Genomic DNA, 18250 nt, shown 5'->3' with positions numbered 1-18250 from the left:
AATACCTTCTACTGGGTATTTAACCCTCGTCCATAAGACCCTAATTTTGCCACACACTACCCGTACTTAACGTCATGAACTATTCATTTCCTACACTGAGGTATTTAACATTGCTCCTTGGCATCCTATTCGCAGCTTCCTGCCAGAAAAAAGATCCGAACACGCCCGAGCCACCCGATCCGGAAGAGCCACCTGTACAGGTGGTTCCGGATACGGAGAGCACGCAAGCCGGTGTAACCACGATTCCCTACCCGGCAAACCTGGATAGCACGTCATTTCGGGCAACACTGGGCGACGTTGCAGTGCACGTGCTGAACAGTGGCGATACGGCCTTGATTGTAGCGATACCGCCGGATATTGACACCGGTATCGTCACCTTAAAGATACCTGCCCTGAGCTTTGAATACCACATCCGGGTGAAAGAATCCGCTCCCTTAACAGGTATTGATGAACACCACGCAGCGGTAAGTGGGTTGATCGAATCACTTGCCGGCCAGCTCGGCGAGTTCATGCCCCAGGAGCCACCGGTGGGCTATGAGGCGATACACCGCTTTTTGACTCAGCTGTCGCCAACCGATAAGCTTCGGCTGGCCCGCTTCTTCAAGCTGATCCAGCAGGCATCGGCGCCTGAAAGCCAAGCGCGTTTACCGGATCCGCTATCCAATCTGCTTAAAGTCGGGTCAGTTAAAGGTGTACCCTATGCCGGTGTGCAGGATGGAACCGCCCAACTGGCTACGGAAACAACTCGGTATGCGGCAGCGTGCTTCCAACTGGATGCCTATGCGCGGTATGCGCTGTTGGCTCCGCCAAACTCGCCAGAGAAAGCGATAGTGACTTATATCGGTTGGCTATACGGACAACTCGCGGGGTATCATTTCCGGCAAGTGCTGGGAAGCCAGCCGATCATCGACCGGGTGTTTCTTTCGGCAAACCAGCTGATGGAGTTACCGCCTCCGCCGGCAGCAACCGATCCGGCTTCGTTTCCCATTTTCAAAGCAGGGCTTGAATTTCCGTTCTATGCCGCCGTGACGTTCCGCAGCATCGCGATGGTAGACCGCCCAACAACGGACAGTGGCAGCGCCCCGCGATTGCTACCGTTGTTTTTTGACGCTTACGACTTGGCCGTAGTCGGAGCCGAATACATCAATACCGCCATGGCGGCAGTACCCGAATACCCGTTTTATGAAGATATACCTGCACTTGCGTTGCCGCTGCTGCCCGAAACAGCACCGGATCAGGACTACCTATGGGCGCCTATGTCTGCGCAATGGATCGCTGAGCATCTGACCCTAGATGACGCCACGGACCGCTTTGTGATGATAGACAAAGCGCCGAATCCGGGCATGGCGTTGCTAACGGTTGGCTATAATGGGAACTTCCGCGCCAAATACCGCGAGGTGCACGGCTTGGATATTCAGTTTGAGCGGATTGATGACTTTAATGCATACCGCCAGCACGTACCCATAAAAATCCAGGCCCCGGATCCCGAGCGCATCGTCATATCGGCTGAGGATGATACACCTATGCGTTTTACATTGCCTTATGGCCGGATGAATTTAAAGCTCAACGCGCGTGTATATCCAGAAGCGGCACCACAGGACGTCTTTTGGTCAATCACCGAGGGGCATAAGCTAGCCACCATCAGCCAGGATGGCGGGGTAACTTCTACCTTTAAGACGACCAACGACACAACAGGATATGGCTATACGACCGTACGGGCACGTGCGGCAGATGATGAGTCCATCCATACCGAGGTTGAGGTCAAGACAACCAGCTACAAAATCAAATATGTAGCTGGTGCAGGCCAATCGTTTACCGGCGGTATTCCTTATCCAATAATGGTCAGTGTAGAAGATCGGCTGGACGGCTCATGCCTATTCAACCCGGTAGCACCCCGGACGGACAACGCGGAAGAAAAACTGCGCTTGGCTGGTTTTGCGGTGAATGCCCGCTTTGGGGATGGTAATGACTTCATGTACATCACCGGTGATAGCGGCCCGATACCGCAAATGTGTGCACTATCCTTGTATTTTTCTGTTCCGAGGCGGGGAGTCGATCCGTACGACCTCCCGCTGTGGGTATACCTTTATCAGGATGAACACATCATTGACCGCTTAGCGATTAAGGTACGTATCACAGATTTCAAACCTTAGGACTTTGCGTATCTTTTGCTTTTATAAGAACCTGAACGATTGTCTCGTAATGGCTGCCTATTTTGTTCGCAATGCCTGGAGGTATTCGAAAATCGGAATATCGAACCCCGCCACCATCATGCCCCGGTCCTTCGGATTCCCATCAAAGACGGGAATGGCGTAGGAAAGGTTGAAACCAAGGCTATTGAAAAAGGTAACGCCAGCTCCGGCTCCGGCAATAGCGTAATCGAACGCCTTTTCGGACTTGAGGTTGACTACGTTGTACAATATTCCCGAACCGTATAACGAAAGATAGAGGTTGCTGACCAATGGGTTGCTTGACGGGGCCTTCCACCGACGGTAACTCCCTCGGTACCGGAACCATTCCATGGGCCGGTGTGAATGGGTGTATTTGAAATCGGCCAGGATAATTTTGAAACCGAATTTTTCGGACACATAAGCCAGCTGGGAAAAATCTGGGGTCTGCGGTGCTAGCGGAACGATTCCCATAACGGTCGCAGCCGCATTGTTGGTTTTAACACCGTAATTGATGCCGATATCGAAGAACGGCACAAACCCGACGTACCAACGCTGGATACCATTCCTACCCGCATTGGCGAATTGGTCTTCCAGTGAGAGGACAATGGATTCGACATCAATCTGGAATTGGTACAGCTTCTCGGTCTCGTTTTTCGGAAGGTCGATGATTACATAGGTAGAGATGACGTCGCCGATTTTGGCGATAAAACTGTTCCGACCGATTTGCTTGCGGAAAAAATCCAAGGAGCCGGAAAACAGTTCCATCAGTTTTTTGATATCACCCCGCTCCAATGAACCGAGGCTATCAAGGCTTTTACTTGGGTGGTGAAGGAACTGGTCAACCCAGTCAAGGGATGCCGTATTCTGCTCGACCGCTGCGATAAACGCGTCCATCTTCTCGATAATCGCGGCGCTTGTGATGGAATCCAACTCGGAATAATCGAGTTTGTAGCCCCCTTTGAACCGCCCAACGAAGGGGCGCTTTTGGAACAAGCCTTTAGCGCTGAAAAACGCGGTTTCGCTCAACTTGTTCCACAGCGTATCAACCACAAAGTTCACGATAACATCGTCCGGTACCCGAACGACCATTCCGACCTTTTCCGGCTTCCTTTTCGACGTTATATCCTTCTGTATGTCCTGATCGCTCCGCTTTTTCGTTTCATCGAGTTCAACCGCCGTGGCCATCAGTTCATACAGGTTCTTTCCCGCTTCAAGCTGAACGGCAGCAATGCCAGGAGACCTCAGCGTATCGAGAAAACGGTTAGCAAGCGCATTGGTGATGGCGTAGTCGGCGATTTCAGCAATCAGGTAATTGGTCATCACGGTTTTGTTCTTTTCAGTGGTGATGATATCGAGCAGGTTGTAAATCGTGTTATAGGTGGTGTAGTTGGTTGGCTTAATATTTTTGACGACGATGTTTTTTAGCACCCGTTTCTTGATTTCCTCTTGCTTGGCACTGACCAATTCAGATACCACCTGCACATCAGGTGTATAGAGCTGGGATTTGGCGGTACGCAAACCAAAGGTAAATACCAGGATTAGGGCGAGGTTGGTGTAGCGGATTTTCATTGGTTCTAGTTAATCATCACGGTTAATGTGGGTCCGTACGCCGGACAGCTGTAAAAATGAAAAAAAATCATTGTATTTCCGTATCAGTTCAAAAAATATCGGGGTGGTATCTTCATAGGCTAAAGATTTTCAAAATACGCGATTTGTATCAAGACGTACCGGCGATCCACGCTTGTATGAGCATTTTTGTTAAATTTGAAGGGTATACTTGCATCTAATCAAAAATGAATGAACTGGAAATATATCTCGAAAGCTTAATCCATTTTACGGAAAGTGAAATGAAGCGCTTTACTTCACTGTTTGCTGAAATTCGGTTAAAAAAATCGGATTATTTTGCCAAAGAAGGAGAGTTTTCAACAAGGTTGGCTTTTGTTTCAAATGGAGTTTTACGAGCCTTTTTTCGTAATGATGCTGGAAGTGAATATAACAAAACGTTCTTTACCCCCCCAAGTTTCGTTGCAGCTTATTCCTCAATAACAACTAAACGGAGAAATTTAATCAACATTCAATGTTTGACAGACTGTACACTATTTGTTGCTGACTTTACACAACTCACCGCGCTTTATAAAGACTATCCAAAATTTGAAAGTCTTGCTCGAATACTAGCAGAATATAAATTTGCCATAAAGGAGAAACGTGAAATTGAACTCGTAACCCTTGAGGCAACCAAACGCTATGAAATTTTCAAAATAGAACATCCTAATTTAGAAAACCTAATTAACCAATACCATATCGCTTCGTATTTGGGCATTACTCCAACTCAATTGAGCCGAATAAGGGCAAAGAAGTAAAATCTTTACCTATGTAAATGCTTCCCGATTCTATTCTCGTGAAATTTGCCATACTATCACGGACATGAATTCAAATCGGCATTATTAAAAACGTATAAAATGAAAATCAAGAATTTAATTGCAGCAGGAGTGCTTTTATCCAACACGGTTTCTGCCCAAAACAACAAAATACTGTTTGTAATGAGTGCAGCAGACACCTTGGAATTAAACCATGGTGAAAAACTGCGACAAACTGGCGTTTTTTTGAATGAGTTTTATCTTGCCTATAAATCGGTGACTGAAGCCGGATATACCGTAGATTTTGCAACGCCGAATGGCATCGTCGCAACAATAGACGAAGAAAGCATTAACGATAAATACTGGAAAAACAACATGGAAGTAAAAACCGAGGCGTTAATATTCACGAAGACCGATCATTTGTTTAATAATCCTCAAACACTTGAACAGGCTATTGAGCGAAGATCTGAATATATAGGTTTAATCATTCCAGGCGGGCAAGGCTTAATGGTAGACCTGAAAAATGATCGTCACATACCCGTTCTCTTAACGTACTTCGCAAAGCAAAATAAACCCACGGGGCTGATTTGCCATGCACCAAGCCTGATACTAACTATCCCGAAAGGTGAGAACCCATACATCGGTTTTAACGTCAACTCGGTCTCGCCATTTGAAGAGTTTGTCATTGAGCGTTTCATTATGAAAGGGAAACCCAAAGACAGAAAAATAGCAAAGAATTTAAGAAAACTGGGCCTAAAATACAGCAGCGGACTACCAAAAGCAAACTATGCGGTAAAAGACAGAAATTTGGTGACCAGCCAGAATCCGTTTTCGGGAAGTGCGTTTAACCAACGATATCTAGCGGCGCTAACTGAATATTTAGGAAACAATAACCAGTAATAATCGTATCTTGCAAGCCATTATTGTATTGATATATCAACGACTTATGATTATTGTCGCAGACGGGGGGTCTACAAAGACCAATTGGTGTCTCATTAATGAAGATGGCAACAAAATACACTTTAATACGGAGGGGTATAATCCTTTTTTTGTAGATACTTCATATATTATTAGCTCGTTAAAAAAGGCGTTGCCTTCGGATCTTCCGCTAGAGCAGATAACCGAGGTAAATTATTATGGAGCCGGTGTGCACGGCGAAAGCAAAGCAGGCATTGTCAGCCAAGCCATCAGTTCGGTATTTACCGGGGCATCGGTGTTCGTTGGACACGATCTCTTGGCCGCCGCCAGAGCACTACTTGCTCACCAGCCGGGGTTTGTAGCGATACTGGGAACGGGGACCAACTCCTGTATATATGATGGCAAGGTGATTACTCATCATATCGACTCGGCCGCGTACATACTGGGTGATGAGGGTAGCGGGTGTCATATGGGAAAGAAAATTTTAACGGATTATGTGAGGGGTTATATGCCCCTGGAAGTCCGTGAAAAGTTTTGGGAGATCTATGGCCTTACCCCCGATGAGGTGATGGATGCCGTTTACTCCAAACCGCTTGCTAATCGGTTTTGCGCAAGCTTTAGTAAGTTTGTGTATGACAATACGGTCAACGTGGAGTATTCCAAGGCGATTGTACAATCCGCGTTTGAGGATTTCTTTAGAAATCTGGTCAGTAATTACCCCGGATATCGCGACTATTCGTTTAACTGCATCGGGTCAGTCGCCTATACATTCAGGAACATCCTTGAAGACACCGTAAAGAAATACGGCATGGAGATGGGTCAGATTATACGCTCGCCGATAGATGACTTAGTTAAATTTCATCTCGGCGCTGCCCAAGCCAGCTAAACCCCGCTTAGCACATCAGGCGAAATAGGTTTTTTCTGCGTTGATACGATAGATCTTATCAACCACGGATCGAGGTAAACCCATCCCTCGAAACGCACCGGTTACTTTTGGTGCTTCCATCAACCCGGTTGTGGTGAAAAATTGCCAATGCCGTTTTCGGATCGTGTTTATACGTTGCCGGAAGCTTTCGCTCTCCTCACTGCCGTCATCTACGATATCCGTTCCGTACATGATTCGATCTTGGTAAGCCATAAAAAAGTCGCGCACGTGCTGCCAATCCGAAACGGCTTGATGCTGCAAGTGGCAAATCCGCTCGGCCGTATCAACCATCATATTGGGATAGGCGTCTAACCGCTTCGCCAATTCGTCAACACTCCACTCGAGACTGGCTAAGTGCGCGCCTACGAAGCGAAGCTGGGGAAATTTTGCTAGTAAGCGGTCCCGGGCTGCTATTTGCTCCTCGTATGACGGAAAGGATGGATGCAAAAACATGTGATATTGCGGGTAGTCCGAAAAGTAACTTCGGTCACTGCTAACCGTCATTTCTTCAAGGGGTAGCCAGCAATTTCTTGGCTCACCCAAGTGGCCGATAAGCGGGATTTGATGACGAACCAAATGCGCCATGATCGGGTCGAACCTGGGGTGGTCAATCATGATGAACTTGCCGGACGTGTCTCGCAATTCCATACCGATGTTTTTCCATACTTTCACGGCAACGGCGCCTGCGGCGCGTGCTTGCTCGATGCGGGCGATTGTGGAAGCGGCCCAGTCCTCGTGCTCCCAATCGTTGACTGGAAAGTTGCAGGCAAAGGCAAAATCGCCCCGGTAGTCGCCCAGGTGCGCCACGCTGATCGCAAGTTGTTCTTCCAACGGCGGAAACCCGGGTGCAATCAGATTTATACTCAATAGTTTGAAATTGTCCGACTTCGAAAATTCAACAAGCCTCCCATCCGGTATATTTGCATGGGTGTGGACGTCATACTTGGGTACGGCTGGAAAATCTTCAAGGGTATAATCCCCTGCCACAGTTTCGAGCTTTTCTTTTACCAATGCCGACACGGCTTGCGTAGCGGGAGGGAATACTTTCCGTAGGTCAATTTCGTCACTTTCGGAGAGCAGTCGTTTCAGGTTACGCATAAACGTGTCTTTGATCTCTGTGGCTAAATTTATTTTACATATCCCCCGCTGGATCGATTCCTGCAATACATTAGCTGGAATGCCGGAGCCGCCATGAAGCACCAGTGGGATTTTTGTGGCTTCCTTGATCGCACTTAGCCGTTCCAGATCGAGCTTGGGTGTTTCCGTGTAAAAACCATGGGCCGAGCCAATGGCAACGGCCAGTGCATGTACGCCCGTATCGTACACAAACTGCCTGGCTTCTTCCGGTTCGGTAAAGCCGAGCTTCGCTTTCGTCTGGCCGAGTTTGGCAACATAACCGAGTTCGGCTTCTACGTTGGCATTGTATTGCTCGGCGAGTTTCACCACCTTTTTAGTCATCACCACGTTTTCATGAAATGGCCGTTCGCTGTAGTCAATCATGACGGAGTCGAATCCGGCGTCCAGACAGCGTGCGATCAAGTCATAGGATTCGGCATGATCCAGGTGGAGCCAGCCGCCAGCTTCATGGCCTGCCAAAGCCGACTTAGCCATGCTCACCGCCATAGACAGCCCCAAATAATCGATCGATCCTTTGGTGACCTGCAGTATGATCGGTTGCTGCAGCTCGGAAGCTGCGGCCATTACGCCGGAAAGCGTTTCGAAGTTATAAAAATTGGTAGCCAGTAAACAGCCGTTTGATGAATAAAGCGCTTGCAGCTTATCTGTTAAGGTCATTTTTCCGTATAATTGAAGTAATCTTTTGCTTTTTTCATTACCGCAGAGCGGCTGGTAAACGCACCTGTTCCGCCAGGGGCTGTCGTGGAAATGGCGCCAATGAGGTTGCCAAATCGCTGGCAATCGCTGATGGTAGCCCCCGAGAGATAGCGATAGATAAAACCCGCATTAAAGCTGTCGCCCGCCCCGATGGCATCCACTACTTCACTGTTCAAAAAGGGCGGAACATGCGTTTGAACCGCGTTGTGACAGGATACCGATCCTCGTGTACCCAATTTTACCACTACGGTATTCGAATAGCCACCAATGTGCTGGAGAGCACTTTCTACCGTGGGCTGATTGGTAAGCCATTTAATCTCCGCTTCATTGGGAAGGAAGACATCGACCAACGGCAGCAATGCCGCGAGATCGAGTTCCCATTTCTCGGCGGGATCCCATTGCGTATCGAGTGAGGTTGTTAGGTTTTCGGATTTTGCTTGGTCTAGCAGGGTGAGCAGGTTGCGTTTCAGCGCAGGCTGTAAAAACACGGACGAAATATGAAGGTGCTTTGCGCGACGCAATAAATCTGAATCGATGTCTTCAGCACCATACTGTTCCATGGCACCCGGATACGTAACCATCGCTCTGTCGTTTTCGAAGTTCATCGCCACGGTAGCACCCGTTTTTGTTTGCTCATTCCGTACGATGGCAGCAGTATCGACTCCGCGCTTAGCCAGTTCGCTTACAACAAAATCGCCCAACATATCGCATCCCGTAACCCCTTTGAAGAGCACTTTTGCCCCCAATGTACTGAGGTTGCTGGCAAAAATAGCGGACGAACTGCCCAGCGCGACTTGCATATCCTGTGCTAATACTTCCTTACCTATTTGCGGAAAGGTGCTGATATGATTCAGGATGAGATCGGCATTTAGTTCGCCGACGACGATGACGTCAAATTGGTTTTCCATACGTGATTATGATCTGACCATAAATATAGTCATTACCCTTATAAGCGGTTAAATGCATGGATATGGTCTGCACGGTATGGATAAATTGTGACGCCCTGCACGACACGGGTAATCGTATCGTTTGCTGATGGAGCATCGGGCTTGAGCCCCAAATTAACCGACTTAAAGAAAGCCAGGATTTGGGCGGGGAGGACACTGCAAACGGATAGGAAGTCCTCTTCTATTTTTTCTCCGTAACCGGAAAAGTAAATGCCCAATGTGGCTTGTAGATCGTTGTCTGGAGACTCGCTGATGCCGATCTGCCCAATCCCTTTCTCTGTCGCTAAGATGGATTTGACCAGGTCAGCCTCGTATAAGTGTACGTAATCATCATTGGAGTACAAGAAAAAGATAAGGGTTTTGGGGTCGATAACCACTTTGGGTCCATGCCTTAATCCTAAAAATGAATCGTGTTTGCAAATCACTTTACCGTCCGTAAGCTCCTGCAATTTCAACTGTGATTCCTGGGCAGCGCTTTGCAGGGGGCCTGAGCCCAGGAAGACGGCGCGGTTAAAATCAAGCGACGCCATGTCCTTCAGCGGCTGTGTGTATTGGCTGATAATGCGATTACCATAATCTGCAAGACGTGAAACGGTTTCCTCATAGCGGTGAATCCGGTCTATGCGCGTTATCAGGAGTCCGGCTAATAACATGCAGGTAAAACTGCTCGTCATCGCCAAACCGCGGTCATTCGTTTCCGCTGGCAAATGAAAAACAAAACAATCGGGCCGGTCGCCCATACGGGCCAGGTCTCCTTCGGTATTACAGGTAATGATGAGGTGAAATGCCTTTTTACATAACGCATTAGCCAGATTAATAGCGGCAACGCTCTCCGGGCTGTTGCCTGAACGCGCAAACGAAACGAGTAATAAGCTGCGGTCTGACTGGAAGTAGTGATGCGGATGGGATACCAGATCGGTTGTAGGCACGGCCCATGTATGCTTATGGGACCCTTTCTGAAAAGGGTCGCGTAATATACTACCAATATAGGCAGACGTACCAGCACCGGTCAAGATCACTTCCATATCCTCGGAGGCGAATATGGTACCAAGAAAGGCCTGTAGGGCTGATTTGTTTTCGTTGACCAGCGCCCAGGTGCTTTTCCATAATCGCGGTTGCTGTGCAATCTCCTTCGCAGTAAAAGTTCCGCCGGCTTCCCGCAATTGCATCCCATCCATTCCGAGCCACGTTTTTCTTTCCGTTGTGGTTTCAGCAGTTATACGCTCTTTATCCATTTTCCTAAATACGTTTAACGTTTCAAACGCAAATATATAAATTTTTATTTCCTTTTATATTTATTGATATTTTTTATTTTTCCTTACATTATTTGATTTTATATTTTTTTTTCGTTTGTTTGTGCAGTCACCGTTCGATAGTGACGATTTTTTAACTGATCATTCATTTACATGCGAAAGAAAAGAATTGCGTTGGTTACGGGTGGTTATACCGACGAATTTACCATCTCATTATTGAGCGCGGCGTTCGTTGAAGGCATGCTCGACGCCACGAAGTATGAGGTGTACAAAATAGTTGTTTTTGAGGACCGATGGGAATACAGCGATGAAAACCAGGATACTCACCCTGTAAACCGTGCTGATTTTACCCTACAGCTACCCCATGAGATCATTCATTTTGACGTTGCTTTTATCATGCTTCATGGCATTCCCGGAGAGAACGGTTACGTTCAGGCGTACCTGGAATTATTGGGTATCCCCTACACATCGTGTGATGCGGCAACATCTGCCATTACCATGAATAAAGCGTATACAAAAGCGGTGGTGGCCGATATCGAAAACCTGTTTGTTGCCAAGTCTGTACAGATAGACAAGTCGGAAAGGGACGTGGCGAAACGGCTAATCACCGAGCGGCTCCGACTGCCGTACTTTGTAAAACCCAACTGCAGCGGCAGCAGCATCGGCATGAGCAAAGTGAGATCGCCCGAGGAACTGCCAGTAGCGTTGGACCGTGCATTCAGCACGAAAAACGCGGGCAACCAGATTCTTGTGGAAGAGTTTGTAACCGGCAGGGAATTCTCTGTCGGGGCTTTTAAACGGGGCAATAAGACGATTGTATTGCCCATTACCGAGGTAATGGTAGCCGATGGTTTTTTTGACTACGAAACCAAGTATCTATCGGAAATAGCCAATGATATGACACCCGCACTGCTGAGCCAAGATCAACGCAGCTTGGTGGAAGAGGTGGTGATTGCGGTATATAAGCGCTTGGCCTGCAAGGGCATGGTACGGGTTGATTTCTTTCTTGAAGATCAAACTGGAAAGTTCTATTTTATTGAGATTAACACCATTCCGGGTCAGACCGACCATAGCTTCATTCCAAAGCAGGTGCGTGCTGCAGGCATGGACCTACCGTTGTTTTACGAGGAATTGATCGAGGCCGCGACGGAAACGCCGCTTAAGGAATAACAAAAACCAACAATAAGTCCGTTATGAAACGTATACACCTAATGTTAGTATGGAGTGCCGTTGTACTTGGCTGTACCACCGACCAACACACATCCGAAAAAGGAGCGACCCCGCAGAACGAAAAGGCAACAAGCCTGCTGCTGAAAGATTTTAAGCCCCGGTCCCTCCACAGAACCGCGGAAACCGCCATCGGGCGGGCAGCGTTTCCCGTGATCGACATGCATTCGCATGCTTATCCGAAAACGCTTGAAGGCATTGATGAATGGGTCATGACAATGGATAGGCTCGGCATCGCCAAGACCGTGTTGCTCACCGGCCAGACCGGCAACGGATTTGACTCGTTGGTGAATGTGTATTCCAAATATAATGACCGGTTTATTTTGTTTTGCGGATTCGATTATACGGGATATGATCAACCGGGATTCGGCCCCGCGGCGATCAAAGAGCTTGAACGATGTGTAGCGGTGGGAGCAAAAGGCGTGGGCGAGCTTGGCGACAAGGGTTGGGGCGAAATGTATTCCAAGCCGCAAAAGGCGCTGGGTATGCATCCGGATGACGCCCGAATGAAACCTTTGCTGGAAAAATGTGCCGAACTGAATTTGCCGGTAAGCATACATGTGGCAGATCCGATCTGGATGTACCAACCCATGGATTCGCTGAATGATGGATTAATGAATGCCTTTAAATGGCGTCTTGATGACAAGGAAGCCATCGTGGATCATGCGGGCATGATGGAGGTACTGGCTAATGTGGTTGGAGATAACCCACAAGTCACCTTTATTGCGTGCCACTACGCTAATTTCTCCCATGATTTGGCGTCACTTGCACTGCTGCTTGATCGGTTTCCGAACCTTTACGTAGACAATGCAGCGCAGTATGGAGAAACATCGGTCATCCCGCGAACGACTGCAAAATTCTATAAACGGTATGCTGACCGTATCGTGTACGGCACAGACATGGGGGTGGAAGAAGCCATGTACAAGACCACCATCCGGATCCTCGAAACCGAAGACGAGCATTTTTATGATCATCAGATTTCGACGTATCACTGGTCGATGAATGGTTATGGTCTCGACAAGAGTGTTTTGGAAAAGGTATACCGATTGAATGCATTAAAGATATTAGGCCTTGAACGTTAACATTCCACTCCTTTTGCTGACTTCTTGTACCGCCTTATACGGTTGCTTGGGGAGGAAAGACACACAGGCGCAATTGACCGCGCATTGCTTTAGCTGTGACCAGGCACCTCCGGGAACGATTTTCTGTGACGATTTTGAGGCCGATCTGGCACTGAGCGAAAAATACTTTGAATATGCGGACGGCGGTGGGAAATTTGTGCTTGATGACACGGTGGGTCGCAATGGTAGCCGGGGCATGAAAGCCGTTTTCAAAAAGGGTGATGTTGATGTTGGTGCGCTGAGAAAATCAATAGGCCGGACACCGAGTGAATATATCGGAAAAAATGCTGTGAATCCGGAACAGGACTTTGATGAAATTTATTGGCGGATAGACATCAAGCTTCAGGAAGGCTGGCGAGGCGGCGGCGGAGATAAACTCACGCGGGCCACGGTAATAGCCAACGATGACTGGGCACAGGGGGCCATCGGTCATATTTGGTCTACAGAAAAATGGTACCTTATGGTGGACCCCGCAAGTGGAATTACGGAGGAAGGCGTACTGAAGGCCACCCGGTATAACGACTTCGATAACTTGCGTTGGAATCTGGGGAAAGCCGTCGGAACGACCCCGATATTCAGTGACAAATATGCGGGAGAATGGTTTTGTATCGAAGGCCACATGAAACTCAACACACCGGGACAACATGACGGCGTGTTCGAATTTTGGATCAATGACGAATTGCAGGCCAAGGCCGTTGGCATGAACTGGCATGGCGACTGGAATAGCAATCCGGATCATTTTAAAATAAACGCCGTGTTTTTTGAGAACTACTGGAATAGTGGCTCGGTCCAAGATCAGGAACGGTATTTCGACAATATTGTGATTTCCACCAAACGGATCGGTTGCAATTGCGCAAGATAAGGGGTCACTTTAAAAATTTATCTTTAACTTTCGAAAGTATTTGAAAATTGCAATATCCTGATGAGCGTAAAAAATAAGAAATCCACGGTACAACGTAGGGTAATCATCCTTGAAAAACTAGATCAAGACGGGCAGGTCGATGTCATTTCCCTTAGTAAGGAGCTAGGCGTAACCGAGGTGACCATCAGAAACGACCTCGCGCGGCTAGAGCAGAAAAACATGTTGATCCGGGCGCGGGGCGGGGCGATTAAAGTGGACCGCGTGAGCGCAGATTTTACACTATCCGATAAGAATAGGCATCACTACGAGGAGAAATCCCGAATCGGCAAGGCCGCCGCCCAGCTCATTGAAGATGGAGACACAATCATCTTGGATTCGGGTACTACGACGTTGGAAATCACCAAAAACCTGCGTGTTGCCGGGTTGACGGTTATCACGAACGCCCTTAATGTAGTGAATCAACTGGCCGACCATGAGCATGTGGCCGTCATTGTTCCCGGTGGGTTCTTGAGGAAAAATTCCCTCTCTTTGGTGGGTGCCGGTGCCGAAGACAGTCTTAAAAATTACTTTTGTGATAAGCTTTTCCTCGCTGTCGATGGGATCAGTGCCGACTTTGGGCTCTCCACCCCAAACGTAGAAGAGGCGCATCTCAACCGGATTATGATCGCTATTTCCAAAAAAGTAATTGTTGTGACCGATTCCAGCAAATTCAATAAGCGGAGCCTGGCCTTCATCGCCTCCATTGCTGAGATTGATGTTGTGGTCACCGATGAAGGTATCCCCGTAGAAGATAAGCGGAAACTGGAAAACGCCGGAATTGAGGTGGTTATCGCTTTGTAGCGATTTACTGGCCGTTCTTTCGATCCCACGATAACACCGGCGGCTGATGAGCGATGACCTCATCAGCCCCCTTGTCTTTTCTTTACAACCCGAACCAATAACTTTATCCTTTCTTTTTTGTTAAAAAATAAATGTTTTGAAAAAATTATCCTTACTTTTACTTCTGTTTAGTAAGCTTTCGCAAAATTACTGAATTATGAAAAAAAGATTAGGCTTCTTAAGATCAGTTATTACGCTGCTGTTGGCCATCAGCTATATGGGCGCGCCCACAAGTTGCGCACGGACCGACGACGACCGGGAGAATGGAGTAGCCGACTCGCTGCTCGCCGACCAATACCCGAATGATAAGGGTATCGAAACCGACCCCCACGTGCGCTTTGCCGAACTATTCGACGGGGACCTTGAGGAGATATTTGCCCGGTATACCGATGTCAAAAACGCAGCGGATATGTCTTTAGAAGCGGACGCGCCTGCGGGGAGTCATATCGGTAAATCGATCTGCATCACCAACAACGGGGGCACAACAGACGGTGGGCATTTGTATAAACGGTTCGCTCCAGGGATCGATGACACCGTTTTTCTTCGCTACTACGTAAAGTATCCGCAAGCTTCTCGAAATAACTTCCACCACGTCAGTGTCCGCATCGGCGGTTACGATCCGCCGTCCGATTGGCCGTATGGAACCGCGGGCATATGCGACCTGCCTACGCGGTTCAACGTATCTTACGAACCGATTACCGGGCAAGATGGCGAAATGGAAACTTATATTTACTGGCCCGAGATGCGGGCGTCAAATGCCGCTGGCGACCAATGCTACGGCAATTACCTGATCAACAATGCCGGAAGGAAATCCGTCGCCTATGACCAGTGGATCTGTGTGGAACTCATGGTTAAGTTGAATACACCCGGCAAACACGACGGCGAACTGCGGGTATGGCATGATGGGCAGGAAATGGGCCATTGGAAACCGGGCAGCCCGCGCGGTAGTTGGAACCGGGACCGATTTACGCACGCCGCTGACGGAGACCCGTTTGAAGGATTCATGTGGCGTGACGCCGCGCATCCCGGACTCAACGTAAACAACGTGAAGTTTGAATTTTACGACACGAAAAGCCCGGAAGGGCATCATAACTATGTACAATACAGCCACCTGGTCATTGCTACCAAACGCATTGGCCCGATTAGGCACTAACAAATTAATTTCGATGAATACTGACAATTTATCTTCATCCCGAAGGACGTTCCTGAAAAATTCCGCAGCGCTGGCAGGCGCAACGCTATTGGGCACCCATTCGGTTCGGGCTAACGGCCACCTGTCGGGCAGTGACACACTCAAAATCGCACTCATCGGGTGTGGCAGCCGCGGCGCGGGTGCCGCGGTCAACGCATTGCGGGCCGACAAGAACGTCCAGCTGGTGGCTATGGCCGACGCCTTTGCCGATCAGCTGGCGACGACCCACAGTACATTACTTAAAATCACAGACATTAAGGATGCCGTACGGGTGCCGGAAAGCCACATGTTTGTTGGATTTGATGGGTATAAGGAGGCTATTGCCCTGGCAGATGTGGTGATATTAGCAACTCCCCCCGCTTTCCGGCCATTGCATTTCGACGCCGTTGTAGCAGCGGGTAAGCATACGTTCATGGAGAAACCGCTTGCCTCAGACGCTCAGGGTATCCGGCAGGTCTTAGCCGCAGGGGAGGCAGCCCGCCAGAAAAACCTAAAAGTATCCGTAGGGTTGCAGAATCGATACGACCCGGCCTTCATCGAGCTGAAAGAACGATTGCAGGGGGGTCAAATCGGTGAAATCGTTTCGGCGACCGACTACTATTTGATCGGGCCGGTACGGCATGTAGACCGCCTGCCCGGACAGACCGAGATGGAATACCAGATGCGAAACTGGCGGTATTTCAATTGGCTCTGGGCGGGGTCGCCGGCCGCGCTCCAGATCCATAATACCGATATTGTCAATTGGGTAAAGGGAGGCTATCCCGTAAGGGCCCAGGGAATGGGCGGACGCAGCGGCTCCTATGCGCCTGGATATGGCGATATTTTTGACTCCTTTTTTATCGAATACGAATACGCCGACGGCACGAAGCTGAACAGCCAGATCCGCAGCATTGCAGGCACATGGAACCGCGGTGGCGCTACGTTTATCGGTACTGAGGGACGAGCGGATGCGGCTGCCAAGACGATAAGCGACTTGCAAGGAAACGGACAGTGGCGCAGTGAAAGTCGCGCGAACTCCTACCAGCTGCAACACGACCAGTTTTTTGCAGCTATTCGAGATAACACCCCCATGAACGACACGGAATGGGCAGCGATGAGCACGATGACGACGATCTTGGGCCGGATGGCAGCACACTCGGGAAAGCTGGTCGAATGGGAAGACGCCCTGAATTCGGAATTGTCTATCCTACCCGAAACATTTGCGTGGGATGCCGCTCCGCCCACGCTGCCGGACAACGAGGGCCGATACCCTATCCCGATACCTGGTCAAGCCCTGGTTTTATGAACGTGCACGTTATCTTACCGATGGCCGCTGCGTTGACGTTCGCCATGTCCACGCCGGTGTTGGCCGGGCAATTGCCGGCGAACGCCGAATCCGACCTACTGTTCAACGGCCATAATCTGACGGGATGGACCAATGTCAATACAGCCAAAGATACCTGGATCGTTGAAGAAAATGCAATATACTGCTCAGGATCTCCCACGGGCTACCTGCGAACTGACGATATGTACGAGAACTATATCCTTGATTTCGAGTGGTTTTCCGTAAATGGACAGGATCTTCCTGAGCTATTGATCCATAGTGATGCCCTTCCTGCCGTGGGTAGTCCATTTCCGCGTGGGATCAAAGGTCCGACATTGCGTGCGGGGCTCGCTGCGACAGGCAGTGCATCGATCAAACCCCGCCGCTTCGTGGGCGATATTGTTCTGAGTGGTTTATGGAATACCTACCGCTTGGAATGCCTGGGCGGAACAATTGTGGTTTCGGTCAATGATAAGGAAATTGCCCGGGGAACCGCTGCGCTGCCCCGGAAAGGGCACATTGCGTTTGCGGCTACCGGCCCATCCATTGCCTATCGCAACATCAGGCTTAACCGCTTGCCTACCCATCATCCAAAAGCCAATCAGATTGCCACAGCCGGTACCGGCTGGACAACCCTGTTTGCTGGGGAACAACTGGAAAACTGGGATCTCAAACCCGGACACATCGGGCATTGGGTGGCAAGGGATTGGCTGATCGATTATGATGGCAAAAGTGAGGAAAAGGACAAGTGCCTGTGGAGCAAAGCTTCATTCAGGGATTTCATGCTCATCGCCGATGTACGGTTTACGCGCGAACCGGAGACGATGCCAGCGCCGGTCATACTGCCTAGCGGCGAGCCTGCACTCAACGAAGACGGCTCTGCAAAAACCGTAGATTTACCCTATTTCGGCGATACCGGCATTTACTTGCGAGGGCATTCGAAAAACCAGATCAACATCGGGAATCGGTATATCGGTTCCGGAGAAATCTATGGGTACCGCGTGGATACGAACCTCCCGGCTGCGGTTAGGGCTGCAGTTACACCAACTACAAAAGCCGATAAACCGGCTGGGGAATGGAATCGGCTGATCATCACCATGGTTGGGGATTACATAACCGTGGTGCTGAATGACCAAGTGGTCATTGACCACGCAGTGCTACCTGGCATTGCGGCCGCGGGCCCTATCGCACTTCAAGACGACCATTGGGATGACAATCGCTTTCAATTCGCCAATTTATTCATCAAGCCGCTAGATTGAACC

Annotated in this window: 15 protein-coding genes; 11 read left to right on the top strand and 4 right to left on the bottom strand. The window is 49.1% G+C overall.

The features are described 5' to 3' along the window. Nucleotides 1-74 precede the first annotated feature (74 nt). Nucleotides 75-2153: a hypothetical protein gene (locus IEV98_RS05215; RefSeq protein ID WP_188504829.1), complete on the top strand. Its 2079-nt coding sequence runs from the start codon at nt 75-77 to the stop codon at nt 2151-2153. A 57-nt stretch (nt 2154-2210) separates the two neighbouring features. Here IEV98_RS05215 and IEV98_RS05210 read toward each other — a convergent pair whose 3' ends face one another. Then, on the bottom strand, nt 2211-3740 hold the full coding sequence (locus IEV98_RS05210; protein WP_188504828.1) for a hypothetical protein: 1530 nt from the start codon (nt 3738-3740) through the stop codon (nt 2211-2213). A 224-nt stretch (nt 3741-3964) separates the two neighbouring features. Here IEV98_RS05210 and IEV98_RS05205 point away from each other — a divergent pair, with 224 nt between their 5' ends. The 3 genes from IEV98_RS05205 to IEV98_RS05195 all read left to right on the top strand — a co-directional run bounded on the left by IEV98_RS05205 (nt 3965) and on the right by IEV98_RS05195 (nt 6332). Next, a complete protein-coding gene (locus IEV98_RS05205) occupies nt 3965-4531 on the top strand; it encodes a Crp/Fnr family transcriptional regulator (RefSeq protein ID WP_188504827.1) in 567 nt (188 codons plus the stop codon). A 99-nt stretch (nt 4532-4630) separates the two neighbouring features. After that, nucleotides 4631-5428 (top strand): DJ-1/PfpI family protein, encoded by a 798-nt coding sequence (locus tag IEV98_RS05200; protein WP_188504826.1) that lies wholly within the window; start codon nt 4631-4633, stop codon nt 5426-5428. A 46-nt stretch (nt 5429-5474) separates the two neighbouring features. Then, the gene (locus tag IEV98_RS05195) at nt 5475-6332 is read left to right on the top strand and encodes an N-acetylglucosamine kinase (RefSeq protein ID WP_188504825.1); all 858 of its coding nucleotides are present in this window, start codon (nt 5475-5477) and stop codon (nt 6330-6332) included. A gap of 15 nt (nt 6333-6347) precedes the next feature. Here the strand turns inward: IEV98_RS05195 and IEV98_RS24400 are convergent, their stop codons facing one another. The 3 genes from IEV98_RS24400 to IEV98_RS05175 are packed head-to-tail and all read right to left on the bottom strand — an operon-like array spanning nt 6348 to nt 10386. Continuing rightward, nucleotides 6348-8165 (bottom strand): ketose-bisphosphate aldolase, encoded by a 1818-nt coding sequence (locus tag IEV98_RS24400; RefSeq protein WP_229738585.1) that lies wholly within the window; start codon nt 8163-8165, stop codon nt 6348-6350. Further along, nucleotides 8162-9112 carry a carbohydrate kinase family protein gene (locus IEV98_RS05180; RefSeq protein WP_188504824.1) on the bottom strand — a complete coding sequence of 317 codons (951 nt, stop codon included), beginning with the start codon at nt 9110-9112 and terminating at the stop codon, nt 8162-8164. Before IEV98_RS05180 ends, IEV98_RS24400 begins: the two co-directional genes overlap by 4 nt. 38 nt (nt 9113-9150) lie before the next feature. Continuing rightward, nucleotides 9151-10386, bottom strand: coding sequence for an SIS domain-containing protein (locus IEV98_RS05175; RefSeq protein WP_229738584.1), 1236 nt, complete (start codon nt 10384-10386; stop codon nt 9151-9153). A 171-nt stretch (nt 10387-10557) separates the two neighbouring features. On the opposite strand from IEV98_RS05175, the gene IEV98_RS05170 reads away from it, so the two are divergent. From IEV98_RS05170 to IEV98_RS05140, 7 genes are all read left to right on the top strand, one after another. After that, complete coding sequence (locus IEV98_RS05170) at nt 10558-11574, top strand: D-alanine--D-alanine ligase family protein (protein WP_188504823.1); 1017 nt, start codon at nt 10558-10560, stop codon at nt 11572-11574. A gap of 23 nt (nt 11575-11597) precedes the next feature. Further along, nucleotides 11598-12713 (top strand): amidohydrolase family protein, encoded by a 1116-nt coding sequence (locus tag IEV98_RS05165; RefSeq protein ID WP_188504822.1) that lies wholly within the window; start codon nt 11598-11600, stop codon nt 12711-12713. Continuing rightward, nucleotides 12703-13614, top strand: a complete 912-nt coding sequence (locus IEV98_RS05160) for a hypothetical protein (RefSeq protein ID WP_188504821.1) — start codon at nt 12703-12705, stop codon at nt 13612-13614. The genes IEV98_RS05165 and IEV98_RS05160 overlap by 11 nt, the downstream gene beginning before the upstream one ends. Nucleotides 13615-13674: 60 nt before the next feature. Then, on the top strand, nt 13675-14454 hold the full coding sequence (gene agaR / locus IEV98_RS05155) for a transcriptional repressor AgaR (protein ID WP_188504820.1): 780 nt from the start codon (nt 13675-13677) through the stop codon (nt 14452-14454). Between the two features lie 196 nt (nt 14455-14650). Further along, nucleotides 14651-15646 carry a polysaccharide lyase gene (locus tag IEV98_RS05150; protein ID WP_188504819.1) on the top strand — a complete coding sequence of 332 codons (996 nt, stop codon included), beginning with the start codon at nt 14651-14653 and terminating at the stop codon, nt 15644-15646. Between the two features lie 13 nt (nt 15647-15659). Then, entirely contained in the window at nt 15660-16970 is a 1311-nt protein-coding gene (locus tag IEV98_RS05145; protein WP_188504818.1) for a Gfo/Idh/MocA family protein, read from the top strand. Beyond that, a complete protein-coding gene (locus tag IEV98_RS05140) occupies nt 16967-18247 on the top strand; it encodes a 3-keto-disaccharide hydrolase (protein WP_188504817.1) in 1281 nt (426 codons plus the stop codon). Before IEV98_RS05145 ends, IEV98_RS05140 begins: the two co-directional genes overlap by 4 nt. The last annotated feature ends 3 nt before the right edge of the window (nt 18248-18250 follow it).

The sequence above is a fragment of the Parapedobacter pyrenivorans genome (assembly GCF_014636865.1).
Taxonomy (GTDB): domain Bacteria; phylum Bacteroidota; class Bacteroidia; order Sphingobacteriales; family Sphingobacteriaceae; genus Parapedobacter; species Parapedobacter pyrenivorans.
This window is presented reverse-complemented; position numbering and strand designations above follow the sequence as displayed.

Excerpts from the sequence above, each read along its gene's own strand:
- IEV98_RS05215 (WP_188504829.1), top strand. The coding sequence starts at position 75 with ATGAACTATTCATTTCCTACACTGAGGTATTTAACATTGCTCCTTGGC.
- IEV98_RS05210 (WP_188504828.1), bottom strand. The coding sequence starts at position 3,740 with ATGAAAATCCGCTACACCAACCTCGCCCTAATCCTGGTATTTACCTTT.
- IEV98_RS05205 (WP_188504827.1), top strand. The coding sequence starts at position 3,965 with ATGAATGAACTGGAAATATATCTCGAAAGCTTAATCCATTTTACGGAA.
- IEV98_RS05200 (WP_188504826.1), top strand. The coding sequence starts at position 4,631 with ATGAAAATCAAGAATTTAATTGCAGCAGGAGTGCTTTTATCCAACACG.
- IEV98_RS05195 (WP_188504825.1), top strand. The coding sequence starts at position 5,475 with ATGATTATTGTCGCAGACGGGGGGTCTACAAAGACCAATTGGTGTCTC.
- IEV98_RS24400 (WP_229738585.1), bottom strand. The coding sequence starts at position 8,165 with ATGACCTTAACAGATAAGCTGCAAGCGCTTTATTCATCAAACGGCTGT.
- IEV98_RS05180 (WP_188504824.1), bottom strand. The coding sequence starts at position 9,112 with ATGGAAAACCAATTTGACGTCATCGTCGTCGGCGAACTAAATGCCGAT.
- IEV98_RS05175 (WP_229738584.1), bottom strand. The coding sequence starts at position 10,386 with ATGGATAAAGAGCGTATAACTGCTGAAACCACAACGGAAAGAAAAACG.
- IEV98_RS05170 (WP_188504823.1), top strand. The coding sequence starts at position 10,558 with ATGCGAAAGAAAAGAATTGCGTTGGTTACGGGTGGTTATACCGACGAA.
- IEV98_RS05165 (WP_188504822.1), top strand. The coding sequence starts at position 11,598 with ATGAAACGTATACACCTAATGTTAGTATGGAGTGCCGTTGTACTTGGC.
- agaR (WP_188504820.1), top strand. The coding sequence starts at position 13,675 with ATGAGCGTAAAAAATAAGAAATCCACGGTACAACGTAGGGTAATCATC.
- IEV98_RS05150 (WP_188504819.1), top strand. The coding sequence starts at position 14,651 with ATGAAAAAAAGATTAGGCTTCTTAAGATCAGTTATTACGCTGCTGTTG.
- IEV98_RS05145 (WP_188504818.1), top strand. The coding sequence starts at position 15,660 with ATGAATACTGACAATTTATCTTCATCCCGAAGGACGTTCCTGAAAAAT.
- IEV98_RS05140 (WP_188504817.1), top strand. The coding sequence starts at position 16,967 with ATGAACGTGCACGTTATCTTACCGATGGCCGCTGCGTTGACGTTCGCC.